Raw genomic sequence first — 14,194 nt, 5'->3', positions numbered from 1 at the left:
GCGCGGCGCGCACGCTCCGGACCGGAGTCCGGGCCCTTAGGACGTCAGAGGGGCCCGGGAGAATGGGACCCATGACGACGACGGCGCACCGCCGGGCCCGTCCTGCTCCGGGTCCGCGCCCCACCGCTCTCGCAGGAGAGCGCATGCTGGACGCCGGTGTCCGGGCGGAGGTGCGTGCGGTCGTGGGGCAGCTCGTGGACTCGGCGGCCGCGCAGGCGCAGGAGGCGGGGCGCCAGCTGCGCTGCATCCACCGGCTGTGGTTGCTGGCCTGGGAGGACCGCGAGATCGACTGGGTCTCCACCGCGGGGCTGATGCCGTACGAGGCCGACGAGCTCGTGTGCTCCCTGTTGGAGACCGAGGACCAGATGGTCCGCGACCTCGCCGACGAGATCGGCCCGGCGCTCCACCTCCCCGCAGGCTCGGCCCTCGAGCGCGTCCGCGAGGCCCTCGTGCTCGCGCTGCACCTGCCCGAGACTCTCGAGGCGCTGGAGGCGGGCCGTTTCAGCGCCCGCCACGCCACGGTGATCGCCGACCAGTGGCGCGAGCTGGTCGAGGACGTCCCGGCGGGCCAGGAGGCGCCTCACGCCCTCGTGCGGCGGCTCGCCGTGGAACTGACGGAGCGGGCGCCGTACTGCACGGTGGCGCAGCTGCGCGCGTGGGCCCGGCGCCGGCGCGCGGCGCTGCTGGCCGAGACGCAGGAGGCGAGGCACCGGGCGGCCCGTGCCGGCCGCCGCGTGTGGGTCGAGCACGGCGAGGACGGCATGGCGTGGCTGCACGCCCTGCTGGACGCGCCCACCGCGCTCGCGGTCCAGGACCGGCTCGACGCGATCGTGGCGCTCCTCGGGCCCGCGGAGGTGTCCGCCGGTGCTGGGCCCGACGATGACCGGGAGGGGCCGGAGCACAGGGAGCCGGTCGACCCCGTGGACCGCAGTGCTCGGCCCGGGCACGGGCTGGCCGTCCGGACCGAGTCCCAGCTGCGGGCGGACGTCCTCGCCGACCTCCTGCTGGCCGGCGAGGTCCCCGACGACCCCGCGTTCCCACGAGGTGTGCGCGGACAGGTCTGTGTGACGGTCCCCGTGCTCACGCTGCTGGGGTGCCGGCCCGGTGGCCCGGCGGACGGGGTGCCCCCGGACGCCCCGGTGCTCGCGGGTCACGGCCCGATCAGCGCGGAGGCCGCCCGGGAGCTGGCCGCCGGTGCGCCGTCGTGGCAGCGCGTGCTGACGCACCCCGTCACCGGCGTCGTTCTCGACCACGACCGCACCACCTACGCCGTGCCCGCCGATCTGCGTCGCAGGCTGCGGCTCCGCGACGGGACCTGCAGGTTTCCCGGGTGCCGCCGGCGGGCCGAGCGCTGCGACCTCGACCACACGGTGGCGTGGCAGGACGGCGGTCGGACCGCCGAGGACAACCTGGCGCATCTGTGCCGCCACCACCATCTGGTCAAGCACCGCAACGGTGCGCTGGGCCGCTGGTCGGTGCGGCAGCTCGGACCGGAGCGCTGCGGCGGAGTGCTCGAGTGGACGTCACCGGCCGGACGGACCCACCGGACCGTGCCGGACCCCTCGGCCGGGATCGCACCGGGCGGAGCGGGGCCGGACGGGGCGGGGCCGGACGGGGCGGGGCCGAACGGAGCGGGGCCGGACGGAGCGGGGCCGGACGGAGCGGGGCCGAACGGAGCGGGGCCGGACGGAGCGGGGCCGGACGGAGCGGGGCCGGACGGAGCGGGGCCGGACGGGGCGGTGCCGCCCAGCGCGGAGCCGGACGAAAGCGTGCCGGAGAGCACAGCCCCGCACGGAGCAGCGCCGGACCGGGCCGTGCCGCCCAGCGCGGAGCCGGACGAAAGCGTGCCGGAGAGCACAGCCCCGCACGGAGCAGCGCCGGACCGGCCCGTGCGGGACGAGGCCGTGCTGGAGGACGCGGATCCTCCCCCGTTCTGACCGCCGGGCGTCCCGGCCGTCAGGCGGGAGACCGGCCCGGATCCTCCGCCGTGGTCTCGACCGACACCCGGTAGCCCATGCTGTGGGTCTCCTCGGGTTCCAGGTGCACCGCGTCGGCGTGGGTGTTGGCGCCCTCCACACACACGAAGTCCGACCAGCCGTCCGCCCCCACGTCGGGGAGCGCGGCCGCCTTCTCCGCCCACGGGTTCCACACCACGGTGGTGTCGGAGTTCGTCTTCCGGATCCGGAGCACCCGCCCCAGCACGGGGTCCACGACGGCCACGTCCGCGGTCGAGCGGTACACCCGGTCGGTCTCGCCGTCGAACCGGAGGTCCCCCTCCTGCACACGGTCCTCGCGGTCCAGGACCTTGTCGCGGTAGGAGGCGCCGTCCAGGCCCTCGACCCGGATCTTCCGCACGTCCCCCACCACCAGGTAGGCGTGCAGGGCCTCCTCGAACTCGAACGGGCTCTCACCGGTGTTCGTGACGCTCAGCTCGAGGGACAGCTCGGTGCCGAAGCGCACCACGAAGTACGCCTCGAACCGGTGCGGGAACTGCTCCCGGTGCGCGGGGTCGGTGACGTCCGCGTCCGAGAGCCGGTAGACGGCCATCGCCTCGTGGTCCGAGGACTCGCGGGACTCGACGTGCCACGGCAGTGTGCGGGCGAAACCGTGCTTGGGCTCGCGCCCGCCCTCGGCCCCGTCCGCGAACCACGGGAAGCAGATCGGGACACCACCGCGCACGGGGCTGCCCGTCTCGAGCGCCGTGCTCGGGGACAGCCACAGCACCGGGGCATGACCCGTGGGGATCCAGTCGGTCACGTGCGCGCCCTGGTCGTAGACGGCACCGGTGGCGTCCGCGCAGGAGAACGGGCGGGGATCTGGGAGTTCGCTCATGATCCTCAGGCTAGACGGAGGGCCCGGTCCCCGTCAGGAGGCCGGGCCCTCGTGCGCCGACGGCCGTCAGACGCCGGTGCGCTCGTACGAGTCGATCGCTCCGGGGTGACCCGCCATGAACCCCTCGACCTGCCGGCGGTCCGCCCGCAGCTTGGGGTCGTGCTCCAGGTAGTGCTTCGTCTCGCGGACGATCAGTCCGGAGAGGAGCAGCAGCCCGAGGAGGTTGGGCAGCGCCATCAGGCCGTTCATCACGTCGGCGAAGTTCCACACGACGGCCAGCGGGACGGTGGCGCCCACGAACACCACCACGGAGAAGACCACCCGGTAGGGCATCACCGCCGGGCGCCCGAAGAGGCGCTCCATGCAGCGCTCGCCGTAGTAGGCCCACCCCAGGATCGTCGAGTACGCGAAGAGGACGAGCCCCACGGTCACCACCACGTGCCCCCACTCGCCGGGCAGGCCCTGGCTGAAGGCGTCGCCGGTCATGGTGGCCGCGAAGTCGGCGCCCCGCTGCCAGACCCCGGTGGTGATGAGGACGAGACCCGTGAAGCTCACCACGATGATGGTGTCGATGAAGGTCTGGGTCATGGAGACCAGCCCCTGCCGGACCGGGTGCGTCGTCTGGGCGGCCGCGGCCGCGATGGCCGCCGAGCCCATGCCCGACTCGTTGGAGAACAGCCCGCGGGCCACGCCCATCTGCACGGCGAGCATGATGGCCGAGCCGGCGAACCCGCCGACGGCCGCGGAGCCGGTGAAGGCGTCGGTGAAGATCAGGGCGAGCGCCCCCGGCAGCGCCTCGACGTTGACGACCAGGATGAACAGCGCGCCCAGGACGTAGAAGAGGATCATGAACGGCACGAGCGCGGCCGTGACCCGGCCGATCGTCCGGATGCCGCCGACGAGCACGGCGAGCGTCAGCACCGCGAGCACGGTGCCGGTGATCCAGGTCGGTACCCCGAAGGACCCCTCGACGTTCGAGGCGATCGCGTTGCCCTGGGTCATGTTGCCGATGCCGAACGCGGCCAGTGCCGCGGCGACGGCGAAGAAGATCGCCAGGAACTTCCCGAACCCGTTGCGGATGCCGCGCTCCAGGTAGTACTGCGGCCCGCCGGAGATCTCCCCCTTGGCGTCCGTGGTGCGGAACCGCACGGCCAGGAACGCCTCGGAGTACTTGGAGGCCATGCCGAGCAGGCCGGTGACCCACATCCAGAACAGGGCGCCGGGTCCGCCGATCGAGATCGCGGTGGCCACGCCCACGATGTTCCCGGTGCCGACGGTCGCGGCGAGGGCCGTGGTCAGCGCCTGGAACTGGGAGACGTCGCCGCCCTGGGCCTCGGCGTCCCGGCGTTCGAACAGGGCCAGGCGCAGCGCGGAGCCCAGCGTGCGGAACTGCAGCCCGCCCAGCCGGACGGTGAGGTACAGGCCGGTGAGCAGGAGCAGGGGGATGAGGACGTAGGGCCCCCAGATGATGCCGCCCAGCTCGCCGAGGGCGGTCTCGATGGTTTGGAGCATGTGTTCTCCCGTGGGTGTCGGGTGGGTCAGGGATCGGGACGGGACGAGGCTGTGACCTCGGTCTCGGCCGAGGGCATCTAATCACAGGTCCGGCGGTCCGCCCGCCATTGGCCGGCGGACCGGTGACAGTCTCGTCCCGGCCCGTTCCTGCCCCGTCACGGCCCGGGACGAGCAGGGTCCTCCGGTGCCCGCCGCGAGAGCCGGTGGGCGAGCAGCACGGCGCCCGCCGCGAGCAGCGAGCACACCGCCATGGACACGGCCATCGGCACCGCGGTGTGCTGCCCGGCCAGGCCGGTCAGCGGGCTCACGAGCCCGCCCAGGAGGAACTGGACCAGTCCGAGCACCGCCGACCCGGCACCGGCCCGGCCGGGCACCCGGCCCTGGGCGAGGGCCACGGCGTTGCCCATGACGAAGCCGATGCAGGTCTGGCTCACGAAGAGGTGCGCCAGGGTGGTCCACCCGGTGACCCCGGCCAGGACCAGGCCCAGGCCCACCACGTTGACGGCGGCCATGACCAGGATCGCGGTGCGGAGGATCGTGCCGGGCTCGACCCGGTCGACCAGACGGGTGTTGACGACCGCGCCCAGGATCGACCCGCCCGCGTTGACGGCGAAGACCACGGAGTAGCCGAGCGCCGAGTAGCCGAGCACGTTCTGCACCACGAAGGAGGACGCGGAGATGTAGGAGAACAGGGCGCCGAACGCGAGCCCGAAGGCCAGGGCGTAGGCCATGAAGGACGGGGTGCGCAGCACCCGCCAGGACCCGGTCACGACCGCGCCCACCCCGCCGCGGTGCCGGCGGTGCGGGGGCAGGGTCTCGGGGACCACGAGCACGGAGCACGCCAGCATCAGCATCCCGAACGCCGCGAGCGCCCAGAACACGGTCTGCCACGGCGCCACCGTGGCGATCACCCCGCCCAGCAGCGGGGCCACCACCGGGGCGAGGGAGGTGATGGTCGCGAGGATCGAGAACAGCTTGGCGGCCCCGCGACCGGAGGCGATGTCCGAGACCACGGCGCGGGCGATCACCACGCCCGCCGCCCCGGCGAGGCCCTGGACCGCCCGCAGGACCAGCACCGTCCCGATGCCCGGGGCCAGGACCACGGCGACGGAGCTGAGCAGGAACAGCGCGTTGCCGGCCACCATGAGCCGGTGCCGGCCGAGCACGTCGGACACCGGCCCGAGCAGGAACTGCCCCACGGCCATGCCGACCATGTAGGTGGTCAGCGTCAGCTGCACCGCGGACGCAGAGGCCCCGAAGTACCCCGCCATGGCCGGCATCGAGGCCAGGTACATGTCCGTGGCCATCGGGCTCACGGCGCTGAGGATCCCCAGCGCCGCCACCAGCACCACCCGGTCCTTGCCGCCGGAGAGGCGCAGGCGGGAGCGCACGAGGTCGTCGGGCGGCGGTGGGCTCACGGCGGGTCCTTCGGCACGAGGGGCGGGTGCGGGGCGCGACTCATGCTATCGACGCCGCGAACGGGAGAACGCCGGCGACGGCGACAGCACCGGGGCCCGCAACAGCGACAATGTCCCCATGAGACTCGCCGTGTACACCGGGGCCTCCCTCGGCTCCGACCCCCTGTTCTCCGAGGCCGCCCGGGCCTTCGCCACCACCCTCGCCCGCCGCGGCGTCGGCGTCGTCTACGGCGGCGGCCACGTGGGGCTGATGGGCGTCGTCGCCGATGCCGCCCTGGCCGCCGGGGGCGAGGTGGTCGGGGTCATGCCGCAGTCTCTCGTCGACGACGAGACCGCCCACCCGGGACTGACGGAGCTGCGCATCGTCCGGACGATGCACGAGCGCAAGGCGGAGATGGCCGCGCTCGCGGACGGGTTCGTGGCCCTGCCCGGCGGCCTGGGCACCCTCGAGGAGATCTTCGAGGCCTGGACCTGGCTGCAGCTGGGGGTGCACGCCAAGCCGGTCGGCTTCCTCGACGTGGCCGGCTACTGGAAGCCACTGCTGGACGCAGTGGACTCGATGTCCGCGGCCGGTCTCGTGCGCCCCGAGCACCGGGACGCGGCCGTGGTCGCCCAGGACGCGGACGAGCTGCTCGCCCGGTTCGCGGCGTGGGAGGCGCCGCGCCGCCGCTGGGCCGAGCCGTCCGCCGCGGACGGGCCGGCGGCCACCCGGTCCGTGCCCACCCGGTCTGCGCCTAGGATGTAGGGCGATGAGCGAGCACACCCCTTCCCCCGCCGAGGGGCCCGCACAGGGTCCCGTCCCCGAGGAGTTCCACCGCCGGCCGTACTCCTTCGTGCGCCGCGGCGACCGCCTCACCGCCCGCCGCCAGAAGGCCTGGGACGACTGGGCGCCCACCCGGGTGCTCGACGTCCCGCGCGTGCGCACGGACACCTCTGTCCATCCCGACCACGAGTTCGACGCGGCCGCGGCCTTCGGGCGCGAGGCGCCCCTGGTCGTGGAGGTCGGCTCGGGGCTCGGAGAGGCGGTCGTGCACGCCGCGGCCCTGGACCCGGCGCGGAACTTCCTCGCCGTCGAGGTGTACAAGCCCGGGATCGCGGACCTGCTGCTCAAGGCGGGCCAGGCCGGCGTGGACAACGTCCGCGTGGTGCAGGCCAACGCGCCCGAGGTCCTGGAGCACATGCTCGCCCCGGCCTCGGTCGACGAGCTGTGGGTGTTCTTCCCGGACCCCTGGCACAAGACCCGCCATCACAAGCGGCGCCTGGTCTCCCCCGCGTTCGCCGAGCTCGCCGCCCGGGTGCTCGTGCCGGGAGGGCTGTGGCGGCTCGCCACGGACTGGCAGGAGTACGCCCTGGTGATGCGCGAGGTGCTCGACGCGTCCCCGCACTTCGAGAACCTCCACCCGGGCCCGCTCGCCGACGACGAGCACCCGGACACGGGCTGGGCCCCCCGCTGGGAGGGGCGGGTCCTCACGAGCTTCGAGCGCAAGGCACAGGAGGCGGGCCGCGTCCCGCGCGACCTCACCTACCGCCGGACGGAATGAGCGCGGCCCCCGGCCCGGAGCGGGACGGTTTCGTCCTCGTGCTCCCTGGCGATCCCCGCACCCGGCCGCTGCTCGAGGGCCTGCACCGCGAGTACGTGGAGCGCTACGGCCCCGAGATCGGGGCCGAGGAGATGGCGCACCACCCCGTGGACGACTTCACCGCGCCCACCGGAGGGCTCGTGCTCCTCCTCGAGGGCGGCGTGACGGTGGGCGGGGGCGCGTTCCGCCGGCACGACGACGTCACCGCCGAGCTCAAGCGGGTGTGGACGGCCCCGGCGCACCGCCGGCGCGGGATCTCGCGGCGGGTCCTGGCCGAGCTCGAGCGGCTCGCCGCCGCGGCGGGCTATCGGCGCGTCCACCTGACCACGGGCAGCCGCCAGCCGGAGGCGTTCGCCCTCTACCGCAGCAGCGGGTACGTCCCGCTGCCCGGGGTCGCCCGGGTCTACCCGGGCGGCGTGTACGACGTGGGCTTCGAGAAGCAGCTGCGCTGAGCCGCACCGGTCCGGGGACCGGCCGGTCAGCGCTCCTGCTGGCGCGGGGGCCGGTACAGCACCACGGCCTGCGAGATCTTGCGGGCGCGGGGACGGGCGCCGCGGGCCATGCGCACCACGTCCCCGCCGACACCGGCGGCGAAGATCCGCGAGGACTCCTCGGCCCGGTCCCGGGCGTCCTCGAGCTCCCGGGACAGATCCGCCACCCTCGACCGCAGGGCCGCGACCTGGTTCTCCAGCTGGAGGATGCGCCGGATGCCCTCGAGGGACACTCCCTGCTGGGACAGCACCTGGATCTGCTGCAGCCTCTCGATGTCGCGCTGGGAGTAGCGGCGGGCCCGGCCGGGGGCACGGGACGGCTTGACGAGGCCGAGCCGGTCGTACTGGCGCAGCGTCTGCGGGTGCATCTCCGCGATCTCCGCGGCCACGGAGATCACGAACAGCGGCTGGTCGGCGTCCAGAGCCATCTCACACCCGTGCCTTCACGGCCAGGCCGGCCCGGGGATCCTCCGCCGAGGTCGCCTCGGCGAAGGCCCGGACGGCGTCCCGCGCCTGCTCGTCGAGCTCGGCCGGCACGTGCACCTCGACCGTCACGATCAGATTGCCCGCGCCCTTGGCCGTGCTGAACCCGCGCCCCTTGACGCGGAAGCGCCGGCCGGAGGACGTGCCCGCGGGCACCTTCAGGCGCACCGTGCCGCCGTCCAGCACGGGCACCTCGATCGTGGCGCCCAGGGCCGCCTCGGGGAACGAGATCGGCACGGTGACCTCGACGTCGTCCGTGCCCTCGACCCGCTTGAAGAAGGCGTGCGGCGTCACGTGGACGGTGACGAAGAGGTCACCGGCCCCGCCGGGGCCGGTGTGACCCTTGCCGGCGAGCTTGAGCCTCTGCCCGTCGCGCACTCCGGGCGGGATCCGCACCGTGGTCTCCTGGCCGTTGCCGCGGCGCAGCTTGATCGTGGTGCCGTGCACCGAGGAGCGGAACGGGATGGTCGTCTCCGTCCGGATGTCCTCCCCGCGCGCCGGCGGGGCCTGGTAGCCGCCGTAGCCGCCCGGCGCCCCGTACCCGGTCTGGCCGCCGAACTGTGCGAACAGGTCCTCGTACCCGCCCTGGCCGCCCGCGCCGCCCGTGGTGTAGGTCGTGCGGCGGCGGCGTCCTCCGCCGCCCCCGCCGAAGATGTCGCCGAAGAGGTCCTCGAAGTTCGCCGAGCCGCCCGCACCGCCCGGGCCGCCGGCGGTGAAGCGCGCACCGGAGCCCATCGCGCGGATCGCGTCGTACTGCTTGCGCTCCTCGGGGTCGGAGAGCACGGAGTTCGCCTCCGTGATGTCCTTGAACCGCTGCTCGGCCGCCTCGTCGCCCGGGTTCTGGTCCGGGTGGTGCTCGCGGGCGAGCTTGCGGTAGGCCTTCTTGACGTCGGCCGCGGACGCGTCCTTGGAGACGCCGAGAATGCTGTAGAAGTCCTTGTCGACCCAGTCCTGGCTGGCCATGACGCCTCCTTTCTGGGGTGCCGGTCGGGGTCCTGTCGAACAGGACCCGGTGGTCGTCCTGGGGTGGTCCCCGGCGCCGCGGCGCCGGGGTCGGGTCAGGGGAGGCCCGCGGGCGGACCTCCCCTGCCGCCGCTCGGATCAGGCCGGGACCGGCCTCACTCGGCGACCGCGACGGCGACCTGGGCCGGCCGCACCACGCGCTCGCCGATCCGGAAGCCGGAGCGCAGCACCATGGAGACCTGGTCGGGCTCGACCTCGCTCGTGGGCTGCTGCAGCACCGCCTCGTGGACGTTCGGGTCGAACTTCTCCCCGATCTCCCCGAGGCGCACGAGCCCCTGCCGCACGAGGATCTCCTCGAGCTTGTTGGCGATCGCCGCGAACGGGCCGTCGGTGAGGTCGCCCGCCTGCCGGGCCGCGTCGATGTCGTCGAACACCGGCAGCAGCGTCTGCAGGAGGTCGCCCGTCACGAAGGTCCGCAGCTGCTCCTTCTCGCGCGCCGTGCGGTGCTTGAAGTTCACGAACTCGGCCTGCAGCCGGCGCAGCTCCTCGAGCCGCTCCTCGGCGAGCGCCGTGGAGGAGTCCTCCCCCTCGGCCGCCGCCCGTGCGGCGTCCCCGGACTCCGCGTCGGTCGACTGGGGCGTCGAGAGGATGTCGTCCACCGTCAGACCCTCCGGCCCGGCCTCCTCGGCGGGGCGGGTGCCGGAGTCCTGCGCGCGGTGCTCGTCGGGGTGCGCGGCGGGGTCGCCGGGAGCGTTCCCGGGACCGTCCTCCGCCGCGTTCTCGTCGGGTCCTGGCGTGGGGTCGGGCATGCTCACTTCTTCTCGTCCTCGTCGTCGACGACCTCGGCGTCGACGATGTCCTCGTCACCGGTGGCACCGGTCGCGCCCGCACCCGGGGCGCCCTCCGCGCCCTCGGTCTGCGACTGCGCGTAGAGGGCCTCGCCGAGCTTGGTCTGGGACTGCTGCAGCTTGTCGTAGGCCGTCTTCACGGCGTCGTCGTCCTCGCCCTCGAGGGCCTGCTTCAGGGCGTCGACGTCCGCCTGCACCTCGGACTTGACGTCCTCGGGCAGCTTCTCGTCGTTGTCCTTCAGGAGCTTGTCGACGGAGTACGCCTGCTGCTCCGCGTTGTTGCGCAGGTCGGCCGCCTCGCGGCGCACCCGGTCCGCCTCGGCGTTGGCCTCGGCGTCCTTGACCATGCGGTCGATCTCCTCCTTGGACAGGGAGGACCCGCCCGTGATGGTCATCGACTGCTCGGTGCCCGTGCCCTTGTCCTTGGCGGAGACGTGCACGATGCCGTTGGCGTCGATGTCGAAGGTGACCTCGATCTGCGGCATCCCGCGCGGGGCGGGGGCGATGCCGGTCAGCTCGAAAGTACCCAGGTTCTTGTTGTCCCGGGTGAACTGGCGCTCGCCCTGGAAGACCTGAATGGACACGGACGGCTGGTTGTCCTCGGCGGTGGTGAACGTCTCGGACCGCTTGGTGGGGATGGCCGTGTTGCGCTCGATGAGCTTGGTCATCACGCCGCCCTTGGTCTCGATGCCCAGCGACAGCGGGGTGACGTCGATCAGCAGCACGTCCTTGCGATCGCCCTTGAGCACGCCGGCCTGGATCGCGGCGCCGACGGCGACGACCTCGTCCGGGTTGACGCCCTTGTTGGGCTCCTTGCCGGCGAGGCGCTGGACCGTGTCCACGACGGCGGGCATGCGGGTCGAGCCGCCCACCAGCACCACGTGGTCGATGTCGGACACGGAGATGCCGGCCTCGGCGATGACGTCCTTGAACGGCTTCTCGGTGCGCTCGAGCAGGTCCCGGGTGAGCTCCTCGAACTTGGCGCGGGTGAGTCGCTCGTCCAGGTGCACCGGGCCCTCGGGGGTCACGGACAGGTACTGCAGGGAGATGCTGGTGCTGGTCGCGGAGGACAGCTCCTTCTTGGCCTGCTCGGCGGTCTCCTTCAGGCGCTGGAGGGCGATCTTGTCCTTGGACAGGTCCGCCCCGGTCTTCGACTTCACCTGCGCGAGCAGCCAGTCGACCACGCGCTGGTCCCAGTCGTCGCCGCCGAGCCGGTTGTCACCGGCGGTCGAGCGGACCTGGATGGTGGAGAAGTCGTCCTCGTCCTTGCCGACCTCCAGGAGGGAGACGTCGAAGGTGCCGCCGCCGAGGTCGAAGACGAGGATGAGCTCGTCCTCCTTGCCCTTCTCCAGGCCGTAGGCGAGCGCCGCGGCGGTGGGCTCGTTGACGATGCGCAGCACGTTCATGCCGGCGATCTCACCGGCCTCCTTGGTGGCCTGGCGCTCGGCGTCGTTGAAGTACGCCGGGACGGTGATCACGGCGTCGGTGACCTTGTCGCCGAGGTAGGACTCGGCGTCGGTCTTGAGCTTCATGAGGATGCGCGCCGAGATCTCCTGCGGCGTGTACTTCTTGCCGTCGATGTCGGTGGACCACCCGGTGCCCATGTGGCGCTTCACCGAGGCGATGGTGCGGTCCACGTTGGTGACGGCCTGGCGCTTGGCGATGTCGCCGACCAGGGTCTCACCGTCCTTCGAGAAGGCCACGACGGACGGTGTGGTCCGGTTGCCCTCGGCGTTGGCGATGACGGTGGGCTCGCCGCCCTCCAGGACGGACACCACGGAGTTGGTGGTGCCGAGGTCGATTCCTACTGCACGAGACATGGACGTGTTCTCCTTCGGTCGAGCTGAACCGGGCGGGCCGTGCTGGCCCCGTGGGGTCCCGGAGGTCTCAGTACTTGAGCTTTCCGGACTCAAGTCTGCCACATGGGTGGAGCTTGTCAAGACGAGTTGAGCTGACTCGACTCAATCTACTGGCGTCGCCTCCTCGTATCGTCGGCCGCCTGACCACGGGCGACGTTCCCTTCGCTAGGGTGGGCTTTCTACCCCGTCGTCGGACGGTCCGCGCCTCGGACCGTCGCGCCCGCCACCGTGCGGCATCCCGCAACTGCCCGTCCCGCACTCCGCAGGAGGACCCGTGAGCATCCCACCCCACCAGCCCGAGCACGACGCGAGCGAGGAGAGCCCGCCCGGGAACGGCTCGACCGAGCACTCCGAGCACAAGCGCAGGAAGAGGCGGAAGAAGCCGCAACCGCCCTACCCCCACGGCATCCACCCCGCCCTGGTCCCCGGCATCGCCGTGGAGGCCCGGAACCTGAACTACGGCACGGACAAGGTCGTCTTCCTCGTCACCGCCGCCTGCATTGCCGCCTTCATCGCCTGGGGCGTGCTGTCCACCGAGACACTGGCAGCGGCCTCCACAGCCGCCCTCGGGTGGGTCACCAGCAACACCGGCTGGTTCTTCACCGCGATGTCCACGATCGCCGTGCTGTTCATGCTGGTCGTGGGCTTCACCAGGACCGGGCGCATCCCCCTGGGCACCGACGAGGAGGAGCCGGAGTACTCCTTCTTCGCCTGGCTGGCCATGCTCTTCGCCGCCGGCATGGGCATCGGCCTCATGTTCTTCGGCGCCTCCGAGCCCCTGAGCCACTTCGGCGCCGGGGTCCCCGGGTTCGGCGCGGCGCCCGGTTCGGAGGAGATGACCGTCTACGCCCTCGTCCAGACCGCCTTCCACTGGGCCCTGAACCCGTGGGCGATGTACGCCGTGGTGGGCGCGGCCATCGCCTACGGCACCTACCGGCGCGGACGCGCGCCGCTGATCAGCCGCATCTTCGTGCCCCTCGTGGGCAAGGACCGCGCCGAGGGCGGGCTCGGCAAGCTCATCGACATCTTCGCCATCTTCGCGACCCTCTTCGGCACCGCCGCGTCCCTCGGCATCGGGGCCGTGCAGATCGCCCGGGGCCTCGAGATCGTCGCCGGCTGGGGACCGTTCGGCAATGCCGGGCTCATCGCGATCATCGCCGTACTCACGGCGGGCTTCGTGGTCTCCGCGGTCACGGGCGTGGCCCGCGGCATCCGCTACCTCTCGAGCATCAACCTGGTCCTGGCGTTCCTGCTGGCCCTGTTCGTCTTCGTGGCCGGCCCCACGGTCCTGCTGCTGGATCTCATCCCGGCCGTCTTCAGCACCTACCTGCAGGAGTACCTGTGGCTGACGGGCCAGACGGGCGCCTGGGGTGAGGACGCCGCCGGATTCGCCGGAGGCTGGACCGTTTTCTACTGGGCCTGGTGGCTGTCCTGGTCCCCGTTCGTGGGCATGTTCATCGCAAAGATCTCCCGCGGGCGCACGCTGCGCCAGTTCGTGACCGTGGTGCTCGTGGTGCCGTCCTCCATGTGCGTGCTGTGGTTCATCGTCATGGGCGGCACGGCCATGTACCTGCAGCAGACCGGCACGGACGTCGCCGGGGCCGGCGGTAACGAGGCGGTGCTCTTCGCCATGCTCGACGCACTGCCCCTGAGCGCGATCACCTCGGTCCTCGCCATGGTCATAATCGGCATCTTCTTCGTCACCAGCGCCGACTCCGCCTCCATCGTGATGGGCACGCTCTCCCAGCGCGGAGATCCCGAGCCCCACAAGGGCGTTGTCGTCTTCTGGGGTCTGTGCCTGAGCGGCATCGCGGTGGTGATGATGCTCGCGGGTGGTGGCGACGCCCTCACCGGCATGCAGAACCTCGTGACCGTCTCGGCCCTGCCCTTCGCCGTGGTCGTGCTGGCCCTGATGGTCGCCTTCTACAAGGAACTTCACCACGACCCGGCGACCATCCGCGCGAGGTTCGCCTCCGCCGCGATGCGCAAGGCCGTCATCCACGGGATCGAGGAGCACGGCGACGACTTCGCCCTGCGGATCGAGCACGCCGGGGGCCTCCGGGCCGCCGGCGAGGCCTTCGACTCGCACGACCCGGTCGTCACCGAGTGGTACCGGCAGATCGACGAGCACGGCAACGAGATCGAGCACGTCTACAAGGAGGAGGACACGAGTTCCTGAGCCGCCTCCGGTGCGGCCGCCGCCCCGTG

The 14,194-nt window shown here is 72.5% G+C and carries 12 protein-coding genes; 5 read left to right on the top strand and 7 right to left on the bottom strand.

The window, feature by feature from the left end:
• Nucleotides 1-143 precede the first annotated feature (143 nt).
• Entirely contained in the window at nt 144-1,937 is a 1,794-nt protein-coding gene (locus tag ACH9D2_RS09895) for an HNH endonuclease signature motif containing protein (RefSeq protein ID WP_396362668.1), read from the top strand.
• Between the two features lie 19 nt (nt 1,938-1,956).
• On the opposite strand, the gene ACH9D2_RS09890 is transcribed toward ACH9D2_RS09895, so the two are convergent.
• The 3 genes from ACH9D2_RS09890 to ACH9D2_RS09880 all read right to left on the bottom strand — a co-directional run bounded on the left by ACH9D2_RS09890 (nt 1,957) and on the right by ACH9D2_RS09880 (nt 5,762).
• Nucleotides 1,957-2,832, bottom strand: a complete 876-nt coding sequence (locus ACH9D2_RS09890) for an aldose epimerase family protein (RefSeq protein WP_396362667.1) — start codon at nt 2,830-2,832, stop codon at nt 1,957-1,959.
• A 66-nt stretch (nt 2,833-2,898) separates the two neighbouring features.
• Complete coding sequence (locus ACH9D2_RS09885) at nt 2,899-4,344, bottom strand: alanine/glycine:cation symporter family protein (protein ID WP_396362666.1); 1,446 nt, start codon at nt 4,342-4,344, stop codon at nt 2,899-2,901.
• Nucleotides 4,345-4,499: 155 nt separating this feature from the next.
• Nucleotides 4,500-5,762 carry a Bcr/CflA family efflux MFS transporter gene (locus ACH9D2_RS09880; RefSeq protein ID WP_396362665.1) on the bottom strand — a complete coding sequence of 421 codons (1,263 nt, stop codon included), beginning with the start codon at nt 5,760-5,762 and terminating at the stop codon, nt 4,500-4,502.
• Nucleotides 5,763-5,880: 118 nt separating this feature from the next.
• On the opposite strand from ACH9D2_RS09880, the gene ACH9D2_RS09875 reads away from it, so the two are divergent.
• The 3 genes from ACH9D2_RS09875 to ACH9D2_RS09865 are packed head-to-tail and all read left to right on the top strand — an operon-like array spanning nt 5,881 to nt 7,794.
• Nucleotides 5,881-6,507: an LOG family protein gene (locus tag ACH9D2_RS09875; RefSeq protein WP_396362664.1), complete on the top strand. Its 627-nt coding sequence runs from the start codon at nt 5,881-5,883 to the stop codon at nt 6,505-6,507.
• A gap of 4 nt (nt 6,508-6,511) precedes the next feature.
• Complete coding sequence (gene trmB, locus ACH9D2_RS09870; RefSeq protein WP_396362663.1) at nt 6,512-7,303, top strand: tRNA (guanosine(46)-N7)-methyltransferase TrmB; 792 nt, start codon at nt 6,512-6,514, stop codon at nt 7,301-7,303.
• The gene (locus ACH9D2_RS09865) at nt 7,300-7,794 is read left to right on the top strand and encodes a GNAT family N-acetyltransferase (protein WP_396362662.1); all 495 of its coding nucleotides are present in this window, start codon (nt 7,300-7,302) and stop codon (nt 7,792-7,794) included. Before trmB ends, ACH9D2_RS09865 begins: the two co-directional genes overlap by 4 nt.
• A gap of 26 nt (nt 7,795-7,820) precedes the next feature.
• Here the strand turns inward: ACH9D2_RS09865 and ACH9D2_RS09860 are convergent, their stop codons facing one another.
• The 4 genes from ACH9D2_RS09860 to dnaK all read right to left on the bottom strand — a co-directional run bounded on the left by ACH9D2_RS09860 (nt 7,821) and on the right by dnaK (nt 11,947).
• Nucleotides 7,821-8,261 (bottom strand): heat shock protein transcriptional repressor HspR, encoded by a 441-nt coding sequence (locus ACH9D2_RS09860; RefSeq protein WP_396362661.1) that lies wholly within the window; start codon nt 8,259-8,261, stop codon nt 7,821-7,823.
• Nucleotide 8,262: 1 nt separating this feature from the next.
• The gene (locus ACH9D2_RS09855; RefSeq protein WP_396362660.1) at nt 8,263-9,279 is read right to left on the bottom strand and encodes a DnaJ C-terminal domain-containing protein; all 1,017 of its coding nucleotides are present in this window, start codon (nt 9,277-9,279) and stop codon (nt 8,263-8,265) included.
• A gap of 155 nt (nt 9,280-9,434) precedes the next feature.
• Nucleotides 9,435-10,094, bottom strand: coding sequence for a nucleotide exchange factor GrpE (locus ACH9D2_RS09850; RefSeq protein ID WP_396362659.1), 660 nt, complete (start codon nt 10,092-10,094; stop codon nt 9,435-9,437).
• Nucleotides 10,091-11,947 carry a molecular chaperone DnaK gene (dnaK, locus tag ACH9D2_RS09845; protein WP_396362658.1) on the bottom strand — a complete coding sequence of 619 codons (1,857 nt, stop codon included), beginning with the start codon at nt 11,945-11,947 and terminating at the stop codon, nt 10,091-10,093. Before dnaK ends, ACH9D2_RS09850 begins: the two co-directional genes overlap by 4 nt.
• A gap of 313 nt (nt 11,948-12,260) precedes the next feature.
• Between dnaK and ACH9D2_RS09840 the strand changes: the two genes are divergently transcribed.
• Nucleotides 12,261-14,165 carry a BCCT family transporter gene (locus ACH9D2_RS09840; RefSeq protein WP_396362657.1) on the top strand — a complete coding sequence of 635 codons (1,905 nt, stop codon included), beginning with the start codon at nt 12,261-12,263 and terminating at the stop codon, nt 14,163-14,165.
• The last annotated feature ends 29 nt before the right edge of the window (nt 14,166-14,194 follow it).

The organism is Kocuria rhizosphaericola, from assembly GCF_044462205.1.
GTDB classification, from domain to species: domain Bacteria; phylum Actinomycetota; class Actinomycetes; order Actinomycetales; family Micrococcaceae; genus Kocuria; species Kocuria rhizosphaericola.
This window is presented reverse-complemented; position numbering and strand designations above follow the sequence as displayed.